Here is a 24,038-nt window from a genome sequence, read left to right as displayed (position 1 = left end):
GCGCGAAGCGGTGATGCGGTGATGCGGTGATGCGGCGATGGGTGATGCGGGGCACCGGACGCCCGTCCCCCGTCAGTTCTCGGACACCGCCCGGGCGGGAGGGGCGGCGTAGCGGTTGACGGGGCGCGCCAGCCCGTAGTTCTCCCGCAGGGTCCGGCCGGTGTACTCGGTGCGGAAGAGACCGCGCCGCTGGAGGATCGGCACGACGTGGTCGACGAAGTCGGTGAGTCCGGTGGGCAGGACGGGCGCCATGATGTTGAAGCCGTCGGCGGCGCCTTGCGTGAACCACTCCTCCAGCTGGTCGGCGATCTGCTCGGGCGTCCCGGCGAAGACCCGGTGGCCCCGGCCGGCGCCGAGCCGGGCGATCAGCTCGCGCAGCGTGAGGCCGTCGCGGCGGGCGAGCTCGGCGACGAGCGTGAAGCGGCTCTTGTTGCCGTTGATGTCCCGCTCCTCGGGGAGCGCGGGCAGCGGACCGTCGAGGGGAAGGCCGGTGAGGTCGGTCCCGAGCATCCCGGAGAGCTGGGCGAGCCCGTACTCCGGCACCTGCAGGTCGGTGAGCTGCTGTTCCAGGGCCTTGGCCTCGGCCTCGGTGGAACCGATGACGGGGGCGATGCCGGGCAGGACGAGGAGGTCGCTCTCGGCGCGGCCGTACCCGGCGAGGCGGGACTTGAGGTCCTTGTAGAAGGTCTGGCCGTCGGCGAGGGTCTGCTGGGCGGTGAAGACGGCCTCGGCGTAGCGGGCGGCGAACTCCTTGCCGTCCTCGGAGGACCCGGCCTGCACGAGGAGCGGGTGTCCCTGGGGGGAACGGGGGACGTTGAGCGGTCCGGCGACGCCGAAGTGCTCGCCGCGGTGGGCGGCGGGGTGGAGCTTGTCGGTGTCGGCGTAGACGCCGCGGTCCTTGTCGAGGACGACCGCGTCGTCCTCCCAGCTGTCCCAGAGCTTGGTGGCCACGTCCAGAAACTCGCGGGCGCGTTCGTAGCGGAGGCCGTGTTCCAGGTGCTCTTCGCGGTTGAAGTTGCGGGCCTCGTCGAGGGTGCCGGAGGTGACGATGTTCCAGCCGGCCCGGCCGTTGCTGATGTGGTCGAGCGAGGCGAACTTCCGGGCGACGTGATAGGGCTCGTTGAAGGTGGTGGAGACGGTCGCGATCAGCCCGATGTGCTCGGTGACGGCGGCGATGGCGGAGAGCAGCGTGAGCGGCTCGAAGCCGCCGAGGGCGTTGTAGCGGGCCTTGCCCCAGAGGGCGAGGCCGTCGGCGAAGAAGATCGAGTCGAGCCGCCCGCGCTCGGCGGTGCGGGCCAGTTCCTGGAAGTAGCTCAGGTCGGTGATCCGCTCGGGGCTGCTGTCCGGGTGCCGCCAGGCGGCGTCGTGGTGCCCGGCGTTCATGAGGAAGGCGTTGAGGTGGAGGGTCCGTGGTGCGGTGCTGGTCATGTCGTGTCCTCGGTGAAGGTCGGGCTACGGGGCTGGCCCAGGGGCTGCGGGCTGCGGGGGTGAGGGCGTGAGGAGCGCAGCCCCGCGGGGGCGGGGAGCCGCGGCCTCGTGGAAGGGGGTCAGGAGGGAACGCGCCAGACGCTCAGGCGGCGTTCGACCGCGACCAGGATCTGGTTGAAGGCCAGGCCGATCGCGGAGATCGTGACGATCCCCGCGTACATCTGGGGGATCGCGAAGTTGAACTGCGACGCGTTGATCAGGTAGCCGAGGCCGGCCTTCGCGCCGATCATCTCGGCGGCCACCAGGACCAGGATGGAGACGGCCCCGGCCAGCCGGATTCCCGTGAAGATGGCGGGCACCGACGCCGGCAGGATCACCTTCTGGAACAGCCGGGGCGTGGACAGGTCCATGGAGCGCGCCAGTTTGACGAGCGTCGGATCGGCGTTGCCCACCGCGCTGATGGTGTTCAGCAGGATCGGCCAGACGCAGGCGTACACGACGATCGAGACCTTCGAGGTCTCCCCGATGCCCAGCAGCAGGACGAACACCGGCAGCAGCGCCAGCGCCGCCGTGTTGCGGAACACCTCCAGCAGCGGCCCGAGCAGGACGGCCACCGGCCGGTACCAGCCGATCAGCAGCCCGAGCGGGACCGAGATCAGCACCGCGATGCCGAAGCCGCCGAAGGAGCGGACGAGGCTGGCCCGGGTGTGCTCGGCGAGCTGTCCGTCGCCCAGCAGCTCCCACCACGCCACGGCGACCTCGCTGACCGGCGGCAGGAACGTCGCGTCGACCAGACCCAGCCGGGGCGCCGTCTCCCACAGCGCGAGCAGGGCGACGATCGCCGCCGAGCGCAGCGCCAGGGCCCGCAGCACCCGCAGGGCGCGCAGGGCCGGGGCCGGGGCCGGGGCCGGGGAAGAAGTCGGCGCCGACGCGGCGGGGCGCACCGGCTGCCGTGACGCGGAGGGCGCAGGGCCCCGTACGGCCGTTCCCCCTTGGCCCGGTGCCGTCGCCGGTGCCGTTGCCGTTCCTGTTTGTGCTTGTTCCTGTGCTTCTGCTGTCTTCACCACGGTGCTCATACGGTGGCCTCCTCCTTCTCCAGTTGCTGGGCGCGGGCCACCTCGTCGTGGAGCAGGGTCCAGATCTCGTGGCGGTAGCGGGCGAACTCCGGGCTGGAGCGCAGGTCTTCGCCGGTCGCTCCGGCGGACCGGTCGCCGAACGACACCGGGACGACCTCCTTGACCCGGCCGGGGCGGGAGGTGATCACGGCGACCCGCTGCCCGAGGTACACGGCCTCCTCGATGCCGTGCGTGATGAACACGACGGTCTTGCCGGTGCTCTGCCAGATGCGGCGCAGTTCGTCCTGGAGCGACTCGCGGGTCTGCGCGTCGAGCGCGGCGAACGGCTCGTCCATCAGCAGCACGTCCGGGTCGTAGGCGAGCGAGCGCGCGATGGCGACCCGCTGGCGCATGCCTCCGGACAGCTCGTGCGGATGCCGGTCCTCGAAGCCGGTGAGGCCGACGAGGTTCAGGAACTCCGCCGCCTTCGCCGCACGTTGACGGCGTGGGACACCGGTCGCCTCCAGGCCGAATTCGATGTTGCCGAGCGCGGTGCGCCAGGGCAGCAGCGCGTACTGCTGGAAGACGATGCCCCGGTCCAGGCCCGGCCCGGTGACGGGCTCGCCGTCGAGCAGGATCCGGCCGGAGGTGGGGCGGGTCAGGCCGCCGAGCAGGTCGAGGAGGGTGGACTTGCCGCAGCCGCTGGGGCCCACGACGACCACGAACTCCCCGGCCTCGATCTCGAGGTCGACGCCGCTGAGGGCGGTGAACTCCCCGTTGCCCCTCTTGTTCTTCTTGTCCTTGGTCGGGAAGGTCTTCGTCACCGACTCGAACACGATCTTCGCCATCGCCGCGCCTCAGCCCTTGCCCTGGTCGTTGAATGCGTTGGTGTAGAGGTCGGCCGGCTTCAGCTGACCCTTCTTGATCTCACCGCGCCCGCCCAGCCAGTCGATCCACAGCTGGAACTCCTTGTCGGCGATCCGGCCGCCGGGCTCGGCGACCCCGTACGAGCGCCAGTACTGCAGGGTCGAGGTGTCCTCGGTGCGGCCGCGCTTCTTGATGATCTCGGTCATCCGGGCGATGACCTCCTCGCGCGGCGTGGCGCGGGACCACTCGATGGCCTTGGCCACGCCGGTGGTGAAGGTCCGCACGGTGTCGGGGTTCTCCTTGATGAACTTCCGCGTCATCACGTACGAGCCGGCGCTGAACGCTCCGAGCAGTTCGAAGTCCTTGAACAGCGGGCGGATACCGCCGGCGGCGAGGGCCTTGTCGCGCAGGACCCCGCTGAGGACGCCGACCTCGATCTGCTTCTGGCGCAGCGCCTGTTCGGTGTTGACGGGCGGCACGACGAGGGACTCGACCTTGTCCGCCTCGGCCTTGGGGACGCCGTTGCGCTCCAGGTAGATGTCCAGCAGGGCCTGGGCGTGGGCGCCCAGGGTGTTCATGCCGACCTTCTTGCCGATCAGGTCGCGGGCGGAGCGGATCGGGCTGTCCTCCAGGACGTAGTAGCCGAGGTAGGTGTCCTTGTCGGAGCCGTAGTACGAGGTGACGGCCGTGATCTGGGCCTTGCTCGACGCGAGTTTGACGATCGCGCCGTTGAAGGCGCCCCCGAAGTGGGTCTGGCCGGTGGCGGCGGACTGGATGTCCTGCGGGCCGCTGATGGTGTTGCCGACCCAGTCCAGGGTGACGTTCCCGAGGTAGCCGAGGTCGGCGGCGAGTTCGGGGAGCGTGACCGCGCCGACGTTGCCCTGGTACTTCAGGGAGGTGATCTGGCTGCCGCGGGCGCCCGTGGCGGTTGCCGTGCCGCAGCTCACCGCGGCCGCCGAGATGCCGAGCAGGGTGAGGAACTGGCGTCGGGAGGTGGGGGTCGAGGTGAAGGCTGCGGGCATGACGATTCCTTGTCGATCCGGTGATCGGGTGATCCGGTGATCCGGTAGGTCTGGGCCGAAGGGGCGGGGTGGGGCGGTCCGCACGGCGCTGCGGGCCCGTGCGTACGCGGGCCCGTGCGTACGCGGGTCAGCGCGCGGTGGCGAGCACCGCGGCCTCGGCCGCGGTGAGGGCCTCGGCGAATTCGTCGACGGCCTGGAAGAGGTCCAGCTCCGCCTCGGGCCGCAGCCGGTCGGGGCCGGCGCCGCGCTCGACGGAGGAGTCGAGGACGAAGCGGCCGGCGGTGACGTGCCGGGCGCCGAGCGCGGCGAGGACCGGGCGCAGCGCGTAGTCGATGGTCAGGACGTGGGCGAGGCTGCCGCCGGTGGCCAGCGGCAGAACCGTCTTGCCGGCCAGTCCGTCCTGCGGGAGCAGATCGAGGAAGGCCTTGAGCAGCCCGGTGTACGAGGCCTTGTAGACCGGGGTCGCGATGATGATTCCGTCGGCTTCGGCGACGGCTTCCAGCGCCCGCCGGATCTCCGGTTCGCCCCGGCGCGCGGAGAGCAGGTCGGCGGCGGGGAGCTCACGGACGGCGAGGTGGGCGGTGTCGAAGCCGGAGTGGTCCAGGCGGCGCAGCACGTGGTCGGCGACCACGGCGGTACGGGAGTTGACGGACGGGCTGCCGGTGAGGGCGAGCAGCTTGGGCACGGAACGCTCCTTCGAGGGGCGGGGCGGTGGCGGGCGGCGTTGGCGGTGGCGGCTGGCCGAGCGGGGGTCAGGCCGCGTCGAAGACGTCGGCGCCGGAGGCGATGGACGCACCGGAGGTGATGGACGCACCGGACGCGATGCCGAAGGACGGGTCGGGCACCGTCTCCGGGCTGATCAGCCGGGACGGGACCCCGTCCGGACCGACCGGGACGTCGCCGTCGACCGTCACGCGGCGCAGGGTGCGCTCGTGGTCGTCGGAGTCGTCCACGCCGTAGTGCTGGGTGGCGCGGTTGTCCCAGATCGCGACGTCGCCGGCCCGCCACTGCCAGCGGACGGTGTTCTCGGGGCTCTCGATGTGCGCCTGGAAGAGGTCCAGGAGGAGGCGCGAGTCGCGGCCGGTGAGGCCGTTGATGCGCTGGACGAAGTTGCCGAGGAGCAGGGTGCGTTCGCCGGTCTCGGGGTGGACGCGGACCACCGGGTGCTCCGTGAGGAACTTCGTGGAGGTGAACACCTCGCGGTACTGGGCGAGGGCCTCGGGAAGCGCGTCGGGCTTCAGGGCCGCGTAGTCGTACTCGTTGGAGTGCACGGCGCGCAGGCTGTCGGCCAGGACCCGCAGGGGCTCGGGAAGCCGGGAGTACGCGGTGGCCGTGTTGGCCCACAGGGTGTTGCCGCCGTAGGGCGGAATGGTGACGGCGCGCAGGATGGAGAAGGCGGGGTAGGCGGGGACGAAGGTGACGTCCGTGTGCCACTGGTTGGCGCGGGCTCCGTGGTGGGAGTCGATGCCCAGCGCGTAACGCCCGTCGGCGGACGGCACGGTGGGGTGCGCGACGGGCGTCCCGAGCAGCCGGGCGAAGGCCTCGTGTCCGGCCTCGTCGAGGTGGTCCTGCCCACGGAAGAGGACGACCTTGTGGGCGAGGAGCGCGGTCCGGATCCCGGCGACGGTCTCGGGGGTGAGATCGCCGCCCAGGCGGACTCCTGCGATCTCGGCGCCTATGCGGCCGCCGATCTTGGTGACGGTGACGACGTCGGCTTCGGAGGTGCGGGTCGCGGTGGTCGCGGTGGTCGCGGTGGTTGCGGTGGTTGCGGTGGTCATGATGGCGTGACTCCTTGGTTATTTCCGCATCGGAAGAAATGGGGAGGGCGGGACGGAAGCAGGTCAGGTCAGGGCAGGGCAGGGCGACGGGCCCGGCAGCGGGCGGGACGAGGGGCCAGGGGCCGACGACGGGTCGCGCCGGCCGGTCGGACCAGATGACGGCGAGCGGCCTGCGGCCGACGCACGAGCGGGCGGTGGACGGCCACGGGACGGCCGCCTCCCTCCCCCGCAGCAGCTCACCACCGACGGCGGTCGGAGTGCGGCGGCACGGAGGCGGGCTACGACTGCCCGGTACCCAGCGCAGACACAGACGCGGTCGCAGGTGCGGACGCGAGTCGCGGGCACGGAGACGGGGCGGCGCGGTGGCCGGTGACGCCCCCTCGGCGCGAGGACGCCCGGAGGGGCGCGGTCAGGGCCGGAGTGCGCTCAGAAACGACGCGGGGCCGGACAGCGGCCCTGACACTCACCCGGCGCGGTACAGGGGCCGGGGGTGTGGAGCCGCGGGGCGAGGAACTCGATCGCGGACATGTCCCGGAGACTGCCAGCGCCCCCACCCCCGGTCAACCCCGGCCCGCCACCCGCCCAGACGCCCCCGGAACACCGACCACACCCGGTTGACCTGGGCCTTCGCCGGAACCGGTCACCCCGGGAGCGGCCGGAAACCGTGGCCTGAATTCATGCGCACGAAACGCACCCGCCACGGACCGCCGCCCCCGGCCGCACGGCCGCGACGAGTGGCCGAAAGTGAACGGCTCGCCTCAAGATCGGTCGTAGGCTGCCCGAATGGCACTCGTCGACTTCAGCGCCCCCACTGGGGAGTTCAGCGCGAATCCCTATCCCACGTACGCCGCACTGCGCGCCGCCGGCCCCGTACACAAGATCACGGGCTCCACCGGGCAACCGCTCTGGCTGATCGTCGGCTACGAGGAGGCGCGGCTCGCGCTCGGGCATCCGCTGCTGTCCAAGAACCCGAACGTCTACGGCGACTTCGACAAGTCGCTGCTCGGGGCGACCAGCACCAACATGCTGGAAGCGGACCCGCCCCACCACACCCGGCTGCGCAAACTGGTCTCGCGGGAGTTCACCCCGCGCCGCGTCGAGGCGCTGCGCCCCCGCGTCCAGGAGGTCACCGACCGGCTCCTCGACGCGATGGAGGCCGATCCCGGCCGGTCCGGCGACCTGATCGCGGCGCTGGCCCTCCCGGTCCCGATGACCGTCATCTGCGAACTCCTCGGGGTCCCCGGACTCGACCGGGACCAGTTCCACGCATGGTCGAACCAGATCGTCTCCGCGCCCATCGGGAGCGCGGAGCTGCTCGGCCCGGTGTTCGAGGCGATGACCGCCTATCTGGTCGGACTCCTGGCGGACAAGACCGAGCAGCCCGGCGACGACCTGCTCAGCGCCCTGATCCGGACCCGGGACGAGGACGGCGACTCCCTGTCCTCCGACGAGCTGATCGGCATGGCCTACCTCCTCCTGCTGGCGGGCCACGAGACCACCGTCAACCTGATCTCCAACGGAGTACGGGCCCTGCTCGCACACCCCGAGCAACTCGCTGACCTGCGGGCCGACTTCGACGGCCTGCTGGACGGGGCCATCGAGGAGATGCTCCGCTACGACGGTCCGGTGGAGAACGCGACCATCCGCTTCGCGGCCGAGGACCTGGTGCTGGGCGGCGTCGCCATCGAGGCCGGCGCCTCCGTCGTGGTCTCGCTGGCCTCCGGCGACCGCGACGGCCACCGGTTCCCGGAACCCGACACCTTCGACATCCGGCGCGCGGCCCAGGGACACCTGGCCTTCGGCCACGGAATCCACTTCTGCCTGGGCGCGCCGCTGGCCCGGATGGAGGCCCGGATCGCCGTCCGGTCCCTGCTGGAGCGCTTCCCGAACCTCACCGCCGACCCGGCCGCCGACCCGCCGCAATGGATCGAGGGCACCCTCATCCGCGGCGTCACCCGGCTCCCCGTCCGCTGGTAGCCCCCGCCCGGGAGCCAGGGGGCCGGGGCGGGGTCCGGGCTGCGTCCAGGGCGGGGCCCGGCGCCACGGCCGAGTCCGGCCGGCGGCGGGCTGGCTCCGGACCGGGGTCCGGAGCCACCGCCGAGTCGGGCCGAGTCCGGCCGGCGGCAGCGGCAGCCTGGCGGTACGCGCGCCCGACGCGCCCGGCGGCACGGCATGATCGGGAGACCGCCGCCCCCGCCCCTCCCCGAGGAGTCCGCCCGTGCCCCCCACCCCCGGTGACGGCCGGGCCGCCGCCAACGCGTCCGCCGTGCTGCTCGCCGTACTGGCGCACGGCCCCGTCGCCCGGAGCGGCATCCCGACGCTCTGCGGACTCAGCCCCGCGGCCGTGTCCCGCCAGACCACGGCCCTCCTCCGCGCCGGCCTGCTCCGCGAACTCCACGAGCATTCCGAGCCGCCCTCCACGGCCACCTCAGCCTCGGCCCCCTCCGCCTCGGCTCCCCTGGGCACCCCCGACGGCACGCCCCCCGCCGCAGCCGGCACCGGCACCCCCGGCCGCCCCCGCATCCCCCTCGACCTGCACACCGGCCCCGTCGGCGGTCCCGTCGTCGCCGGTCTGCACATCGGCGTGCCCGCCTCCACCTTCAGCCTCGTCGACCTCCGCGGCCGCGTCCTGGCCCGCCGGGCCTTCCCCCACGCGGGACACGCCCCCGGCCGTCTCCCCGCCGTCATCGCCGCCGCACTCGACCGCTTCCTCCACGAGGTCCGATCCGGCAGCTCCGGCGTCCCCACCCGCCCCCTCCTCGGCCTCGGCGCAGCCCTCGGCGGCTGGGTGCGCCCCGCGGACGGGACCGTGGTCCGCCACGACGCGCTCGGCTGGCACGGCCTCCCGCTCGCCGCCGAGCTCTCCGAGCGGCTCGGCCTGCCCGTGTCCGTCGACAACCACGCCCGCGCCGTCGCCCACGCCGAGATCCTCTTCGGCCGCCCCGAGGCCCGCTCCAGCCTGCTCCACCTCTTCGTCGGCAACGTCGTCGACGCCGCCTTCGGCAGCGGGGGCACCGTCCACCAGGGTCCCGGCGCCGCCGCCGGCGACGTGGCGCACCTCCCGGTACCCGGCGCGCGGACCCCCTGCGCGTGCGGCCGTACGGGGTGCCTGCAGGCGAGCGCCTCCGACACGGCGCTCGGCGCCGAGGCCGTGCGCCGCGGCATCGTCCCCGAGCCGTCCGTCAGCCTGCTCGTCGACGCGGCAGCCACCGGGGACCCCCGCGCCGACCGGCTCCTGCGCGAGCGCGCCCGTACCGTGGGCCGGGCCGCGGCCCTGCTCCTCGACGTGTTCAACCCGGCCGTCATGGTGGTCAGCGAGCTGTCCAGCGTCCTGGACGGCGGCTACCTGGAGGAGATCCGCGAGGCGGCGGGCGACCCCGAACGCTACGGCCGGCGGATCGTCGCCCCGCACGCGGGACCGGCCGTACTCCCGGTAGCCTCCGCGACCGTGCTCCTCGGTCCGCTCTTTCGTGATCCCTCCCGTCTCACATGAGAGGGGGAGATCACATCCGGTGGTTATAGGCGCTCCTTGATGACCCCCCTACCATTCGAGCCATGACGGTCCTGCCTGATGACGGGCTCTCCTTGGCCGCCGAGTTCCCTGACGCGACGCATGAGCAGTGGCAGCGCCTGGTAGAGGGCGTTCTACGCAAGTCGGGCAAGGAAGTATCCGGCGAGGCAGCGGAAGACGCGTTGTCCACGAAACTCGAGGACGGGCTCACCACCCGCCCGCTGTACACCGCGCCCGAAACCGTGCCGGACACCGGCTTCCCCGGTTTCGCACCCTTCGTACGGGGTGGCCGGCCCGAGGGCAATGCCGCCTCCGGCTGGGACGTCCGCCAGCGGATCGCCGGCACCGACCCCGTACGGGTGAACGACGCCGCCCTGGCCGACCTGGAGAACGGCACCACCTCGCTGTGGCTGGCCGTCGGCGACGCCGGCCTCCCGGCGGACGGCCTCGCCCGCGCCCTGGACGGGGTCTACCTCGACCTGGCCCCCGTCTCCCTCGATCCGGGCGCCCAATACGCCGAGGCCGCACGGGCCTTGCTCGCGCTGTACGCCGAGCGCGGGGTGTCCCCCGAGGCCGCCCGCGCCAGCCTGGGCGCCGACCCGCTGGGCCACGAGGCCCGCACCGGAGAGGCCCTGGACCTCGCCGGAGCCGCCGCCCTCGCCCGGGAGACGGCGGCCGCCTGGCCGCACGTACGGGCCCTGACGGTCGATGCCCTGCCCTACCACGAGGCGGGCGGCAGCGCCGCCGAGGAGCTGGGGCTCTCCCTGGCCACCGGGGTCGCGTACCTGCGCGCCCTCACCGAGGCGGGCCTCGACGCGGAAGCCGCCTTCGGGCAGCTGGAGTTCCGCTACTCCGCCACCGCCGACCAGTTCCTCACCATCGCCAAGCTGCGCGCCGCCCGCCGCCTGTGGGCCCGGATCGCCGAAGCCTGCGGAGCCCCGCGGGCCGGCGCCCAGCGCCAGCACGCCGTCACCTCGCCCGTGATGATGACCCGCCGCGACCCGTGGGTGAACATGCTGCGCACCACCGTCGCCTGCATGGCGGCGGGCGTGGGCGGCGCCGACTCGGTCACCGTGCTCCCGTTCGACCAGGAGCTGGGCCTGCCCGACGCGTTCGCGCGCCGCGTCTCGCGCAACACCTCCACCATCCTGCTGGAGGAGTCCCACCTGGCCCGCGTGATCGACCCGGCCGGCGGCTCCTACTACGTCGAGCGCCTCACGGACGAACTGGCGCACGCCGCCTGGGAGTTCTTCCAGACGGTGGAGAAGGCCGGCGGCCAGGCCGCCGCCCTGCGCTCCGGTCTGGTCGCCGAACGCCTCGCCGCCACCTGGGCCGAGCGCTCGAAGAAGCTGGCCCGGCGCCGCGAGCCGATCACCGGAGTCAGCGAGTTCCCGCTGCTCTCCGAGAAGCCGGTGGTACGGGAGCCCGCGCCGGCCCCCCTCACCGGCGGACTCCCCCGCGTCCGGCGCGACGAGGCCTTCGAGGCCCTGCGCGCCCGCAGCGACGCGCACCTGGCGGCGACGGGCGCCCGGCCCACGGTCTTCCTGGCCGCACTGGGCCCGGCGGCCGCCCACACCGGGCGCGCCACCTTCGCCTCCAACCTGTTCCAGGCGGGCGGCGTCACCCCCGTCCACGACCCGGTGTCGGTGACCCCGGAGTCGGCCGCGGCGGCGTACGCCGCGAGCGGCGCGGACGGCATGGCCGTGCTCTGCTCCAGCGACGCGCTGTACGAGGAGCAGGCCGAGGCGGTGGCCGCGGCCCTGCGCTCGGCGGGCGCGACGACCGTGTTCCTCGCGGGCAGGCCCGGCACCGCCGCGGCCGCCGTGGACGAGTACGTTTTCGCCGGCTGCGACGCCGTCGCCGTGCTGTCCTCCGTACTCGACCGGATGGGAGTGCCGTCTTGAGCAGCACCGGGATCCCCGATTTCTCCGAGCTCCCGCTGACCGGCGGGGCCGCGGCGTCCGGCTCCGCGGACCAGTGGCGGACCGCCCTGAAGGAGTCGACCGGCTCCGGCGCCGGCGACCTGCTGTGGGAGACGCCCGAGGGCATCGGCGTCCAGCCGCTCTACACGGGACGCGACCTGGATGGCCTGGACTTCCTGCAGACGTACCCGGGCGTGGCCCCGTACCTGCGCGGCCCGTACCCGACGATGTACGTCAACCAGCCCTGGACGATCCGGCAGTACGCCGGCTTCTCCACGGCCGAGGAGTCCAACGCCTTCTACCGGCGCAACCTCGCGTCCGGCCAGAAGGGCCTGTCGGTGGCCTTCGACCTGCCGACGCACCGCGGCTACGACAGCGACCACCCGCGCGTGACCGGTGACGTCGGCATGGCGGGCGTGGCGATCGACTCGATCTACGACATGCGCCAGCTGTTCGACGGGATCCCGCTGGACAAGATGTCGGTGTCGATGACGATGAACGGCGCGGTCCTGCCGGTCCTCGCCCTCTACATCGTGGCGGCGGAGGAGCAGGGCGTCTCCCCCGACAAGCTCGCCGGGACCATCCAGAACGACATCCTCAAAGAGTTCATGGTCCGCAACACCTACATCTATCCGCCGAAGCCCTCGATGCGGATCATCTCCGACATCTTCTCGTTCACCTCGCAGAAGATGCCGCGCTACAACTCCATCTCCATCTCCGGCTACCACATCCAGGAAGCCGGGGCCACGGCCGACCTGGAGCTGGCGTACACCCTCGCGGACGGCGTGGAGTACCTGCGGGCCGGCCAGGCCGTCGGGCTGGACGTGGACGCGTTCGCGCCGCGCCTGTCGTTCTTCTGGGCCATCGGCATGAACTTCTTCATGGAGGTCGCGAAGCTGCGCGCCGCCCGCCTGCTGTGGGCGCGCCTGGTCAAGCAGTTCGACCCGAAGAACGCCAAGTCCCTCTCGCTGCGCACCCATTCGCAGACCTCGGGCTGGTCGCTGACCGCGCAGGACGTCTTCAACAACGTCACCCGCACCTGCGTCGAGGCGATGGCCGCGACCCAGGGCCACACCCAGTCGCTGCACACCAACGCCCTCGACGAGGCGCTCGCGCTGCCGACGGACTTCTCGGCGCGCATCGCCCGCAACACCCAGCTCCTGCTCCAGCAGGAGTCGGGCACCTGCCGGTCCATCGACCCGTGGGGCGGCAGCGCGTACGTGGAGAAGCTGACCTACGACCTCGCGCGCCGGGCCTGGCAGCACATCCAGGAGGTCGAGGCGGCCGGCGGCATGGCGCAGGCCATCGACGCGGGCATCCCCAAGCTCCGGGTGGAGGAGGCCGCCGCGCGCACGCAGGCCCGTATCGACTCGGGCCGCCAGCCGGTGATCGGCGTCAACAAGTACCGGGTGGCGACGGACGAGCAGATCGACGTCCTGAAGGTCGACAACTCCTCGGTGCGCGCCCAGCAGATCGCCAAGCTGCGGCGGCTGCGCGAGGAGCGCGACGAGGCCCTCACCCAGGACACCCTGCGGGCGCTGACGAACGCGGCCGGCAGCGGCGAGGGCAACCTGCTCGAGCTGGCGGTGAACGCCGCGCGCGCCAAGGCCACGGTGGGCGAGATCTCGGACGCCCTCGAGAAGGTGTACGGGCGCCACGCGAGCCAGATCCGTACGATCTCCGGTGTGTACCGCACCGAGGCAGGCGAGTCCCCGTCCCTGGCGCGCACCCGCGCGCTCATCGACCGGTTCGAGGAGGCGGAGGGCCGCCGCCCCCGCATCCTGGTCTGCAAGATGGGCCAGGACGGGCACGACCGCGGCCAGAAGGTGATCGCGACCGCCTTCGCCGACCTGGGCTTCGACGTGGACGTCGGCCCGCTGTTCCAGACCCCGGCGGAGGTGGCCCGCCAGGCCGTCGAGGCCGACGTCCACGTCGTGGGCGTCTCCTCGCTGGCCGCCGGCCACCTGACCCTCGTACCGGCGCTGCGCGAGCAGCTGGCGGAGGAGGGCCGCGAGGACATCATGATCGTGGTGGGCGGGGTGATCCCGCCGGCGGACGTTCCCACGCTCCTGGAGATGGGGGCGACGGCGGTGTTCCCGCCGGGCACGGTCATCCCGGACGCGGCGCACGACCTGGTGACGCGGCTGGCCGCGGACCTGGGCCACGAGCTGTAGGCGGACACGGGTGCCGAAGATCGACATCGAGGCCTACGCCAAGGGCGTTCTCGACGGGAAGCGCGCGTTCATCGCGCGTGCCATCACCCTCGTCGAGTCCACCCTGCCCGCCCACCGGCCGCTGGCGCAGCAGCTGCTGACGGAGCTCCTCCCCCACGCGGGGAGGGCCCGCCGGATCGGCATCAGCGGGGTGCCGGGCGTGGGCAAGTCCACGTTCATCGACGCGTTCGGCACCCTGCTGACGGGCTTGGGGCACAAGGTCGCGGTCCTGGCCGTCGACCCTTCGTCCACCCGCACGGGCGGCTCCATCCTGGGCGACAAGACCCGCATGGAACGCCTCGCCGTCGACCCGGCGGCCTTCGTCCGCCCCTCCCCCTCGGCGGGCACGCTGGGCGGGGTCGCGAAGGCCACCCGCGAGTCGATGATCGTGATGGAGGCGGCGGGATACGACGTGGTCCTCGTGGAAACGGTGGGAGTGGGCCAGTCGGAGACCACGGTCGCCGGCATGGTCGACTCCTTCCTCCTCCTCTCGCTGGCCCGCACCGGCGACCAGCTCCAGGGCATCAAGAAGGGCGTCCTGGAACTGGCCGACGTCCTGGCGGTGAACAAGGCGGACGGCCCGCACGAGCGCGACGCGAAGTCGGCGGCGCGCGAACTCTCGGGCGCCCTGCGTCTGATGCACCCGGTCGACGCGGCGTGGACCCCGCCGGTCCTGACGTGCAGCGCCCGGGAGTCGAAGGGCCTGGACGAGGTGTGGAACCGCCTGGAGCAGCACCGCACGCTGCTGGAGGCGGACGGCCGCCTCACGGCCAAGCGCGCGGCCCAGCAGGTGGAGTGGACCTGGTCGATGGTCCGCGACGAGCTCCTCGAACGCCTCCGCTCCAGCCCGGCGGTGCGCGACCTGGCCCCGGCCCTGGAGGCGGCGGTCCGCGCCGGCTCCGTGACGCCCACCCTGGCGGCGGACCGGCTGCTGGCGGCGTTCACGGCTTCCTAGTCGTCCCGGCCGTACGACCTCGTCCGTACCGCTCCGTCCGTACGGCGGCGGTCAGGCCAGGAAGCGCTCGACGGCCTCGCGGGCCCGGGCACGGGAGGCCGCGGCGTCGGCCAGGGACCGGGCCAGGACCTCGATCCACTCGTCGAGGTCCACGGGGCGCCGCGAGAGCACGACGCCCCGTACCTCGTGGCAGATCTCCCCGGCCACCCGGCCGCGGTCCCTGCGCAGCGACAGCCTCTGTTCCCCGAGCGCGACGTCCAGCGCGGCGACCGAACCCTCGCGCCCGGCCAACCGCTGCGCGACGGAACGCCGGCGCTTGACGCGTACGGCGCCGGGCGGCAGCGCGTCCGCCAGGTTCACCGACAGCACGGTGACGTAGAGGTCCAGGTCCGCGCTGTCCCGGCGCAGCGCCGCGGCCAGCAGTTCCACTTCCCCGTCAGACATCGAGGCTCAGCACCATGGTCGGCCGGTCGATGACGTGGTCGTCGCGCAGCGGGCGCACGGCCGTCCCGATCGCGAAGAACTCGGTGGTGTGCGACCCCCAGGAATGGGAGTGCTGCCGCAGCTGGACGGCCACGATCCCCTCGGCCTCCAGGGCCTTCGCCTCCGCCTGCATCCGGCTCATCGCCAGCTCGCGCGCATCGTAGAGGGCCTGGGTGAACGGCTCGATCTCGACGTTGCGGCCCGTGTTGCTCAGCACCTGGGCGAAGCGCTGGTGCGCCACGTGGTAGACGCACGACCCCATGACCAGGTCCAGCGGCGCGTATCCGGCCCGGATCAGGGTCCAGAAGTCCTGGCCGGACAGGTCCGAGGTGAACGGCTTGCCCTTGTTGTTCAGCCAGGTCCCGGCCGGCCCCGGGTCCGCCCCGTCCGCCTTCACGGCCGTGCCGACCGCGATGAACTCGGCGATGTCCGAGCCGAACTCCTTGAACTGCATGTCGAGCCGGACCCCGACGATCCCGTCCGCCCCCAGGGCGCTCGCCTCCGCCTCCATGCGGCTCATCGCCAGGTCGCGCGCGTGGTACAGGGCCTGTGACAGCTTGGTGAGCTCCTGGTTCTTCGACCACCGGGCGATCTGGATGCCGACGTGGTAGACCGAGGAACCGAGGACCAGGCCGAGCGGGCGGAAGCCGGCCTCGCGCACCAGCAGGAACTCGTTCACGGTCAGGTCCGAGGTGAAGAGCGAGCCCTTCTCGCCCGGCTGGAGCTGCGCGAGCCGCCGCATCGCGTCCTCGGAAACGCCCTCGGGCGCCGGCCGCGCGCCTCTCCCGCCTGGTTCTTGCCCCGTTGCCTCGGTCATGTCAGTGCTCGCGCTCCAGTCTCATGATGGTCAGTGGCCCGGGCCCGGCGGGCCGTTCGGAGCGGCCGAACCGGGCGATGGAGGTGCCGACGAAGACCGCCTCGGCGGTGAGGTCGCGCGTGTACCCGAACTGGGGGCACTCGTACTCACCCACCGTCAGCCGCACGTCGTCCACCACCACCCCGTCGCCGCCGTTCTTCGCCGCGTCGACGGCCAGCTGTTCGCGGGCCTCGCGGCGGACGCGGCCGACCAGCTGGGTGTAGCCGTCGACCTCCTGGTTTCCGGCGGTCCAGCGGATCCGGCGGGAGGTGCGCCAGTCGTCGTGCCGGGTCGCGAGGCCGATGCCGAAGGCGAGTCCGGTGGGAACCCATCCGGCGTGCAGGAGCTTGGCGAAGTCCTGCCCGCCGAGATGCGACGTGAAGGGCGCCCGCGGCCGGATGCGCGAACGGGCCCGGACCGCGGTGCCGCGCACGGTGAACTCCACGCCTCCCGCCGGGAATTCCCCGATGCTCAGACGCACCCCGACGATCCCGTCGCCGCCGAGCGTGCGGCACTCGGCCACCGCCCGGGCCAGCGCCAGCCTGCGCGCCGCGTACATCGTCCTCGCCAGCTGGGACAGGGACGGCGCCCACCTCGACGGCGACGCCTTCGTGTCGCCCTCGGCCGGCCACACGCCCGGGCAGCCCCATGCGCCGCTGTACCCGATGGTGAAGACGGCCGTGCCGAGCACCTGCCCGGCCGGCTCGAACCCGACACCCCGGATCGCCGCGAACTCCCCGGACGACAGCGCCGAGTCCCATGGCCGGCCGGCCCGGGGATCCGCCGTGCGGGCGGCTCCCGGCGGCTCGGCGTCTCGTCGGTGTGTCATCGCCCGGCAGCGTATGCCATCGCAAGGAACGTCCGGCCAGCGGGGGTTGGGGAAAAGGCGGACGGGCCCGGTCGCCAACGCGGCCGCACGCCCTGCCTCTTGGGCCCTCCCATCACCGCACGGGCGCCGGAGGGATCCGGGAAGCAGGACGGCAGGCCTCGCCGTCAGGCGGCGACGAGCACCGGACCTCCGGCCGCCAGCGCCTGTCGCAGCACCCCCGCCTGCTCCGCCGCGCCGCCCCCGGCCAGCAGCGCCGCGAGGACCGCGATCCTCGCCTGGGGCGCCCGCAGCGTTCCCGTCGGTACCGCCCCGGCCGCGACCAGGTCCACGGCACCGCCGTGCGTGTAGATCTCCGTCACCGGCCCGGCCGCGACCCGCGTGGTCAGCGCCACCAGCACGCCGCCCGCGATCGCCGCCTTCACCGCGTCCACGATCTCCGGCGTCGCGTTCCCCGCGCCCGTGCCGACCAGGACGATCCCCCGCGCCCCCGCCGCGACCGCGGCGTTCAGCAGCACGGGATCCCCGTCGGCGTGGTGCATGACCACGTCCACCCGCGGCGGCAGCTCCGGCATCGCGGGCAGCGCCAGCGGGTCCGGGCGGACGGGGTTGCGCAGCACGGTGACCTTCCCGAAACCGACCTTGCCCAGCAGTTCCTTGGACGGGTCGGCGAACGCGTCCAGCGCCACCGCCTGCGTCTTGACCGTCCCGCGCGCCGCGTGCACCCGTCCCGCGAACGCGATCAGGACGCCGAGCCCGCGCGTGGTCGCCGCGGTCAGCAGGGCATCGTAGAGATTGCCGGGGCCGTCCCCGTCCGCCGCCCCCATGGGCCGCTGCGAACCGGTGAAGACGACCGACCGCGCGTCGTGGTGGTGCAGGTCCACCAGGAACGCCGACTCCTCCAGCGTGTCCGTGCCGTGCGTGACCACGACGCCTTCCACCTCGGGGTCGGCGAGCACCTCGTGCACGGTCCGCAGGAGGGTCAGCTGGTGGGCGGTGGTCAGACGGGGGCTGTTCACGCTGAACAGGTCGACGACGTCGACGGTGACGCCCTCGGGCAGCGGCGCGGTCGCCATGACCTCGGTGCCGTCGGCGTCGGCCGCGAAACCGGAACCCTGCCAGCGGCTGGCTATCGTCCCGCCGGTACTGATGACGACGATGCGTCCCATGCCTACGGCCCTTCCCTCTCCCACACGACCCGCACAGATGTTCTCTCTCTATCGAGGGCAATGCTAGGCGGATCTACGCGCAATGCGATTGCCAATTCAACCTCTCGTGCAACACCCGCTAGCGGATAATTGCCCCATGGACGCCATCGATCGTGAAATCTTGCGTGAGCTTCAGGCCGACGGCCGGCTCAGCAACCAGGAGCTGGCCCAGCGCGTGGGCCTGACCCCCTCCCCCTGCATGCGCCGGGTGCGCCAGCTCGAACAGGACGGGATCATCCAGGGCTACCGTGCGGTGATCTCCCCCGAAGCCGTGGGCCGCGGCTTCGAGGTCCTGGTCTCCGTCGAGGTCAAGCGCGACCGCGCGGCCGTCGAGGCCTTCGAAGCAGCCCTCCAGGACATCCCCGACGTCATCGAGGCCTACCGCCTCTTCGGCAGCCCCGGCTGCCTCCTGCGCATCGCGGTGGCGGACCTCCGCGCCTACGAACGCCTCTGGATCGAAAAGCTCACGGCCCTCTCGGGCGTCACGGAGGTCAATTCCCAGATCATCATGAAGCGCATCAAGGAACCCCTGGGCCTCCCGGTCTGACCGTGGGCGCGGGCCGCCCGGGGCGCGGACCGCCGCCGTCATCGGGAGGGCGCGCTCCCAGGACGCCGCTCGCCGCCGATGCCCTGCCGGTCGGCCGTCTGCGCGGCGGCGCGGCGGGCGGGGTCGGTGAACTCCCGCTGGACGGATTCCTCGAGGAGGGCGAGCTCCGCGAGTACCGCGGGCAGACGCTCGGCCGGCAGGTTCTCGAGCAGGTCCTCCAGCAGCGCGCGGAGCCGCCTGCACACCTGGAAGGACGTGGCCCCGTACTCACGGATCTCGGTGACGGCGAGCTGTACGTAGTCCTCCCAGCCGCGGCCCGGCACCACCAGCCGGGGCCTGCCCTCGCCGTCGGCGAGCACGTACCGGCTGCGGAGTCCGGCGCGGCCGACCACGTGCAGGAACGTGTCGATGTGGTTGAGCACCTGCACGGCGGTCGTGGGGTCGTTGACGGCGGGAGAGAGGGCACGGATGGCGATGTCGACGAGGATGCGCAGGGCGAAGGCGGGATCCTGCTCGATGGTGCGCTCGGTTCCGAGGGCGACGAGTCCGGTGACCCGCCGCGGGTCGGGCGCCGGCGCCGAGCCGTGGGCCTCGACGAGGGTGGTGCCGGGCGGCACGAAGTCACCGACCTGGTGGGCCAGGACGAGGACGCAGTCGTGGCGGGCGGCGGCGGCGATCAGGCCCGCCACGTCGAACGCCTGGACGACTCCGCCCCGTTCGGACCGGATGTGGGTCACCGGACCGGCAGGCGTCACGACGGCTTCGTCGCCTGCCGAGGAGCGCCGGACGTGTTCCGTCGCGCGGAGGAGCACCTTGGCGCCCAGGCGCCCCACCAGATCGGCGATGGCCACGGGCCGGAGGTTGTGGGTGAACCGGTTGAGGTAGATCAGCAGAAGCATGAGACTGACCGAGACGGCCACGCCGGCCAGGGTCACTCCCATATCGGGGACGTCGTCCGACTCGATTCTGCGCAACAGGGAATAGGCAAAGGCGAATGTCCCCGTGAACGTGGCCAGCACGGCCTTCTGCAGCCGGTCGCGGTACCACAGGCGCATATAGCGCGGGGACAGCGTTCCCGTGGCCTGCTGGACGACGAGTACACCGATGGTCACGACGAATCCCAGCAGCGCGACCATGGCTCCGACGACGGAACTGAGCACACTGCTCGCCGTCGTCGCGGAGTACCGCCAGTCGTCCGGGAACCAGCCCGCCGTGTGCACGCCGGCGGCCCACTCGGCGAGCACCGCCCCCAGGAGGAGTCCGATCAGGGGGACGATCCACAGGCTTGCCTTGGCGTACTGCCGCAACCGGAAGCGCGCCGCCCAGGACATCATCGCCGGCTCGCGTCCGGTCCGCGCCGCAGGCTGCTGCGGGCCTCGGGAGCCGGCGCCCGCAGGCTGCCGCGGGCCTCGGGAGCCGGCGCGGGGTTCGACAGCACGGGCAGCCTCCGGATTCGGCGGTGCGATGCGGCCTGGGCATCCAGTTCACGCTTTCCCAGCGTAAGGCGCATTCCCGGCAGCCGCAGGGGCGGCCCGCTCGGCGGGCTCGCCGGGAATTCCGCGCCTAAGCTGGCTGGGTACGTCGGAAGGGGTTGTCCCATGACTGACTACCCGCTGATCGAAAATCACGGTCTGATCGGCGACCTGCAAACCGCGGCGTTGGTGACCACGGACGGAACGATCGACTGGTTCTGCTGCCCTCGATTCGATTCTCCCAGTGTGTTCGGTGCCCTTCTCGACTGGGAGAAGGGCGGCCACTTCACGGTCAAGCCGACGGAAAGCGCCTACACCACGAAACAGTTGTACCTGCCGGACACCGCGATCCTCGTGACGCGGTTCATGACCGAGACCGGCGCCGGCGAGGTGGTCGACTTCATGCCGGTGACGGGGACGACGGCCACCGACTGCCATCGACTGGTGCGCATGCTGCGCTGCGTACGCGGCAGCATGACCTTCCAGGTCGACATCGCACCCCGGTTCGACTACGGCCGCAAGCCCCACACGCTGCACCTCACCGAGAGCGGGGCGGTGTTCGCCTCGGACGACCTGGAACTCACCCTCAGCGTGGTGCGGGAGCCCGAGGACGACCGGGTGGTGCACACCGTCACCGGCGATCACGACCTGCGCGTCTCGCTCTCGCTCGAGGCCGGACAGCAGCGCGGCATGATCATGGAGTCGGCCGCGGAGGGACCGCCGCGCGACATCCGTGTCGCCGAGTTCCAGGAGCTCTTCGCCGCCACCAGGGAGTACTGGCGGTCGTGGCTCCGCCAGTCCCGGTACACGGGCCGTTGGCGCGAGACGGTGGAGCGCTCCGCCGTGACGCTGAAGCTGATGACGTACGCACCCAGCGGCGCCCTGGTGGCGGCCCCCACGGCGGGGCTCCCGGAGCAATTGGGCGGCGAGCGCAACTGGGACTACCGGTTCACCTGGATCCGTGACGCGTCCTTCTCCGTGTACGCCCTGCTGGGGCTGGGGTTCACCGACGAGGCGAGGGCGTTCATCGGCTGGCTGGGCGACCGGGTGAAGGAGAAGGCCGGAAAGGACACGGACACGGGACCGCTGAACATCATGTACCGGGTGGACGGTTCCTCCGATCTCTACGAAGAGACCCTGGAGCACTGGGAGGGGTACCAGGGGTCCGCCCCGGTGCGCATAGGCAACGGCGCGGCGACCCAGTTGCAGCTGGACATCTACGGCGAGGCGGTCGACAGCATCTCCTTCGCCCACCAGCACGGCATCCACCTGGACGTCCAGGGCTGGACATCGCTGCGCACCCTGCTCGACTGGCTCGTGGACCACTGGGACCAGGCCGGCGAGGGGCTGTGGGAGACCCGCGGCGGGCGCCAGCACTTCACCTACGGCCGGGTGATGTCCTGGGTCGCGTTCGACCGCGCGCTGCGGCTGGCGGTCGACCACGGCAGGCCCGCCGAGAGCGGCCGCTGGGCCGCCGAGCGCGACCACATCTACGAGCAGGTCCTGGCGAAGGGCTGGGACCCGGGCCGCAAGGCCTTCGTCCAGCACTACGGCAGCGATGTGCTCGACTCCTCGCTGCTGCGGATGCCGACGGTCGGGTTCATCACGCCGGACGACCCGATGTGGACGTCCACCCTGGACGCGATGGACCGGGAGCTGGTCACCGACAGCCTGGTCTACCGGTACAACCCGGAGGCCTCGCCCGACGGTCTGCGAGGTTCCGAGGGGACCTTCTCCCTGTGCACCTTCATGTACGTCGACGCCCTGGCGCGGGCCGGCCGGGCCGATCAGGCCAGACTCGTGCTCGAGAAGATGATGACGTACGCCAATCACCTGGGCCTGTTCTCCGAGGAGATCGGCCTGACGGGCCGCCAGCTCGGCAACTTCCCGCAGGCCTTCACCCACCTCGCGCTCATCGATGCGGCCATCACGCTGGACGAGACCCTGAACCGGTCACGGCCCTGATCCACCCGACACCCCCTGCGCCGGCACGGGGCCGAGCAGAACGACGCGGTCGCCCTCCTGCGGGGTGACGGTCTGCGTCCCGTCGACCGGGACCAGCCGGCCGTCGGCGCTGATCACGAACAGCGTTTCGTGTCCCGGCGGGAGCGGATCGGAGGCGGGCTGCACCCGGAACCGTGCGCCCTGTTCGTACCGTGCCGCCAGGACGTGCCGGACGGGTGCGCCGCCGAACAGGATGGCGCCGCCCGTGTAGGGCGCGACGACACCGTGGCTCTCGTGGGGCGGTCCCACCCGGTAGACGGGGCCCTCGACGTTGTCCTCGACCAGCACCGAGGCGAGCGCGTTGAAGTCGTCGTCATCGGTGAGCAGGAAGACGGCGTTGACCCCCTCCAGCCGTGCCCGGGGGTTGGTGGCCGTGGCGAGCAGGTCTCCTCTGGAGAGTTTGATTCCGGCGTCCTTGATCCGTTCGCGTTCCTCGGCCAGTCCCGCCCACATCTGTACGTCAAGCCCCGCCGAGCGCAGGGCCCCTGCCAGCGCGACCGTCCACGGAGCGCCGCCCACGAGCAGGGGCCGTGTGAGGTTCGGACGGGCGACGCCGAGCCGCCGGGCCACGGGACCGGCGGTCAGGGCGTACAGCACGACCGTCGAGACGATCACCAGGAAGGTGATCGGAAGGATCTTGGACGCGCCGCGCAGTCCCAATTGGACGAGGCTCGTGGAAAAGGCCGCCGCGGTGGAGGCGGCGACGATCCCGCGTGGAGCCATCCATCCCGCGAAGGCCCGTTCCCCTCTGGTCATGTCCTTGCCCAGGGTGGCGACGAAGGCCACGAGCGGCCGCACCACGAGGACGAGGAGCGCGACGAGGAGGAGCGCGGGAAGGAGCACGGGCGTCAGGGAGGCCGGGGTGACGCTGGACGAGATGGAGATGAACAGCAGTCCGATGATCAGCTGGACCAGTGTCTCGAAGAAGGGCCGGCGAGCGGGCATGTCGAATCCCCGGATGTTGGCTGCCGCCATACCGGTGACGATCGCGGCGATGAGCCCGGTGTCGTCGCGGACGATGTCGCACCCCGCCGACACGACGATCACCGTGGCCAGTTGCGCCAGCGTCCCGAGCGCTTCACCGAGCCGGAGCACGCGCAGGGTCAGCCACAGCAGCGCGACCCCCACGCAACCGCCGGCGAGGCCGACCGCCATGCTGAGGAGGAACTGGCCCAGCTGGTACCCCCGGCCGATGTCGATCTGCTGCGTCGTGTCGATGGCGTGGAAGACGACTGCTCCGAGGATGGCGCCGATCGGGTCGGTCAGCGTCCCTTCCCAGATCAGCAGGCGCCGCACCTTGTCCGTCGGCCGTACGTACTGGAGCAGGGGCCCCACGACCGTGGGCCCCGACACGACGAGGATCATGCCCACCATCGCGGACACCCTGAGCGACATGCTGAACAGGGCCGGGGCTACGGCGCAGACAGCCAGGAAGGTGAAGGCCACGCCGAAGAGCAGCAGCCTGCCCACGACCGCACGCGTGTGGCCGGTGAGGTTGCGCAGGTCGAGGCCGAGACCGGCGTCGTAGAGGATCACCGCCACGGACAGCGACACCAGGGCGGAGAAGTCCTCCCCGATCAGCTGGTCCGGATGGATGACATCGGTGAGGGCCCCGGCGGCGAAGCCGACCGGAAGCAGAAGGATCAGCGCGGGGACGCGCAGTTTGCCGGCGAGGATCTGGCAGGCGGCGGCCAGGGCGACGACCAGGGCGATGCCGAGGAGGATGTCTTCCTCGCTCACAGCGGTTTCCTTCCTCGTCGCACGGGCGCGACGGGGGACTCGACGAGGTTCCGGCGGCCGCGTTCCCGTCGGTGGACAGGAACCCCGGCGCGGGGGCCGGGCGGCCGCGCCGGGGCACTGGGGGGCGGGGCCGGGACCCCCCGCCGGGGCC

The 24,038-nt window shown here is 72.2% G+C and carries 19 protein-coding genes; 7 read left to right on the top strand and 12 right to left on the bottom strand.

Annotated elements, in window-relative coordinates; translation table 11 throughout:
• Window positions 1-72 precede the first annotated feature (72 nt).
• The 6 genes from ACWF9Z_RS10515 to ACWF9Z_RS10490 all read right to left on the bottom strand — a co-directional run bounded on the left by ACWF9Z_RS10515 (window position 73) and on the right by ACWF9Z_RS10490 (window position 6,150).
• The gene (locus tag ACWF9Z_RS10515) at window positions 73-1,428 is read right to left on the bottom strand and encodes an LLM class flavin-dependent oxidoreductase (RefSeq protein WP_453599945.1); all 1,356 of its coding nucleotides are present in this window, start codon (window positions 1,426-1,428) and stop codon (window positions 73-75) included.
• A 119-nt stretch (window positions 1,429-1,547) separates the two neighbouring features.
• On the bottom strand, window positions 1,548-2,504 hold the full coding sequence (locus ACWF9Z_RS10510; RefSeq protein ID WP_453599942.1) for an ABC transporter permease: 957 nt from the start codon (window positions 2,502-2,504) through the stop codon (window positions 1,548-1,550).
• Window positions 2,501-3,331 carry an ABC transporter ATP-binding protein gene (locus ACWF9Z_RS10505; protein ID WP_453599941.1) on the bottom strand — a complete coding sequence of 277 codons (831 nt, stop codon included), beginning with the start codon at window positions 3,329-3,331 and terminating at the stop codon, window positions 2,501-2,503. The genes ACWF9Z_RS10510 and ACWF9Z_RS10505 overlap by 4 nt, the downstream gene beginning before the upstream one ends.
• A 9-nt stretch (window positions 3,332-3,340) precedes the next feature.
• Window positions 3,341-4,372 carry an ABC transporter substrate-binding protein gene (locus ACWF9Z_RS10500; RefSeq protein ID WP_453599938.1) on the bottom strand — a complete coding sequence of 344 codons (1,032 nt, stop codon included), beginning with the start codon at window positions 4,370-4,372 and terminating at the stop codon, window positions 3,341-3,343.
• 127 nt (window positions 4,373-4,499) lie between these two features.
• The gene (gene ssuE, locus ACWF9Z_RS10495; protein ID WP_453599935.1) at window positions 4,500-5,057 is read right to left on the bottom strand and encodes an NADPH-dependent FMN reductase; all 558 of its coding nucleotides are present in this window, start codon (window positions 5,055-5,057) and stop codon (window positions 4,500-4,502) included.
• Between the two features lie 67 nt (window positions 5,058-5,124).
• The gene (locus ACWF9Z_RS10490) at window positions 5,125-6,150 is read right to left on the bottom strand and encodes a TauD/TfdA dioxygenase family protein (protein WP_453599932.1); all 1,026 of its coding nucleotides are present in this window, start codon (window positions 6,148-6,150) and stop codon (window positions 5,125-5,127) included.
• Window positions 6,151-6,933: 783 nt separating this feature from the next.
• Here ACWF9Z_RS10490 and ACWF9Z_RS10485 point away from each other — a divergent pair.
• The 5 genes from ACWF9Z_RS10485 to meaB all read left to right on the top strand — a co-directional run bounded on the left by ACWF9Z_RS10485 (window position 6,934) and on the right by meaB (window position 14,751).
• The gene (locus tag ACWF9Z_RS10485; protein WP_453599930.1) at window positions 6,934-8,127 is read left to right on the top strand and encodes a cytochrome P450 family protein; all 1,194 of its coding nucleotides are present in this window, start codon (window positions 6,934-6,936) and stop codon (window positions 8,125-8,127) included.
• A gap of 241 nt (window positions 8,128-8,368) precedes the next feature.
• A complete protein-coding gene (locus ACWF9Z_RS10480) occupies window positions 8,369-9,643 on the top strand; it encodes an ROK family protein (RefSeq protein ID WP_453599928.1) in 1,275 nt (424 codons plus the stop codon).
• Window positions 9,644-9,705: 62 nt separating this feature from the next.
• A complete protein-coding gene (locus ACWF9Z_RS10475) occupies window positions 9,706-11,565 on the top strand; it encodes a methylmalonyl-CoA mutase family protein (protein WP_453599925.1) in 1,860 nt (619 codons plus the stop codon).
• A complete protein-coding gene (gene scpA, locus ACWF9Z_RS10470; protein WP_453599922.1) occupies window positions 11,562-13,757 on the top strand; it encodes a methylmalonyl-CoA mutase in 2,196 nt (731 codons plus the stop codon). Before ACWF9Z_RS10475 ends, scpA begins: the two co-directional genes overlap by 4 nt.
• Before the next feature lie 10 nt (window positions 13,758-13,767).
• Window positions 13,768-14,751, top strand: a complete 984-nt coding sequence (gene meaB / locus ACWF9Z_RS10465; RefSeq protein WP_453599919.1) for a methylmalonyl Co-A mutase-associated GTPase MeaB — start codon at window positions 13,768-13,770, stop codon at window positions 14,749-14,751.
• A 51-nt stretch (window positions 14,752-14,802) separates the two neighbouring features.
• Here the strand turns inward: meaB and ACWF9Z_RS10460 are convergent, their stop codons facing one another.
• The 4 genes from ACWF9Z_RS10460 to ACWF9Z_RS10445 form a co-directional block, all read right to left on the bottom strand.
• Window positions 14,803-15,195, bottom strand: coding sequence for a hypothetical protein (locus ACWF9Z_RS10460; protein WP_453599916.1), 393 nt, complete (start codon window positions 15,193-15,195; stop codon window positions 14,803-14,805).
• Window positions 15,188-15,976: a heavy metal-binding domain-containing protein gene (locus ACWF9Z_RS10455; protein WP_453599913.1), complete on the bottom strand. Its 789-nt coding sequence runs from the start codon at window positions 15,974-15,976 to the stop codon at window positions 15,188-15,190. Before ACWF9Z_RS10455 ends, ACWF9Z_RS10460 begins: the two co-directional genes overlap by 8 nt.
• Before the next feature lie 76 nt (window positions 15,977-16,052).
• Window positions 16,053-16,919: a heavy metal-binding domain-containing protein gene (locus ACWF9Z_RS10450; RefSeq protein WP_453599910.1), complete on the bottom strand. Its 867-nt coding sequence runs from the start codon at window positions 16,917-16,919 to the stop codon at window positions 16,053-16,055.
• Window positions 16,920-17,083: 164 nt separating this feature from the next.
• The gene (locus ACWF9Z_RS10445; protein ID WP_453599907.1) at window positions 17,084-18,085 is read right to left on the bottom strand and encodes an asparaginase; all 1,002 of its coding nucleotides are present in this window, start codon (window positions 18,083-18,085) and stop codon (window positions 17,084-17,086) included.
• Between the two features lie 136 nt (window positions 18,086-18,221).
• Between ACWF9Z_RS10445 and ACWF9Z_RS10440 the strand changes: the two genes are divergently transcribed.
• Window positions 18,222-18,671 carry an Lrp/AsnC family transcriptional regulator gene (locus tag ACWF9Z_RS10440; RefSeq protein WP_453599904.1) on the top strand — a complete coding sequence of 150 codons (450 nt, stop codon included), beginning with the start codon at window positions 18,222-18,224 and terminating at the stop codon, window positions 18,669-18,671.
• Window positions 18,672-18,709: 38 nt separating this feature from the next.
• On the opposite strand, the gene ACWF9Z_RS10435 is transcribed toward ACWF9Z_RS10440, so the two are convergent.
• Window positions 18,710-20,005, bottom strand: a complete 1,296-nt coding sequence (locus tag ACWF9Z_RS10435) for a DUF2254 domain-containing protein (RefSeq protein ID WP_453599901.1) — start codon at window positions 20,003-20,005, stop codon at window positions 18,710-18,712.
• Window positions 20,006-20,269: 264 nt separating this feature from the next.
• Here ACWF9Z_RS10435 and ACWF9Z_RS10430 point away from each other — a divergent pair, with 264 nt between their 5' ends.
• Window positions 20,270-22,108, top strand: a complete 1,839-nt coding sequence (locus ACWF9Z_RS10430) for a glycoside hydrolase family 15 protein (protein WP_453599898.1) — start codon at window positions 20,270-20,272, stop codon at window positions 22,106-22,108.
• Here the strand turns inward: ACWF9Z_RS10430 and ACWF9Z_RS10425 are convergent.
• On the bottom strand, window positions 22,097-23,887 hold the full coding sequence (locus ACWF9Z_RS10425) for a cation:proton antiporter (protein ID WP_453599895.1): 1,791 nt from the start codon (window positions 23,885-23,887) through the stop codon (window positions 22,097-22,099). The two genes, ACWF9Z_RS10430 and ACWF9Z_RS10425, sit on opposite strands and share 12 nt — an antisense overlap.
• Window positions 23,888-24,038 lie beyond the last annotated feature (151 nt).

This window comes from Streptomyces sp. NPDC054961, assembly GCF_053609145.1.
The sequence above is the reverse complement of the archived record's forward strand: the minus strand, read 5'-3'. Positions and strand labels throughout refer to the sequence as shown.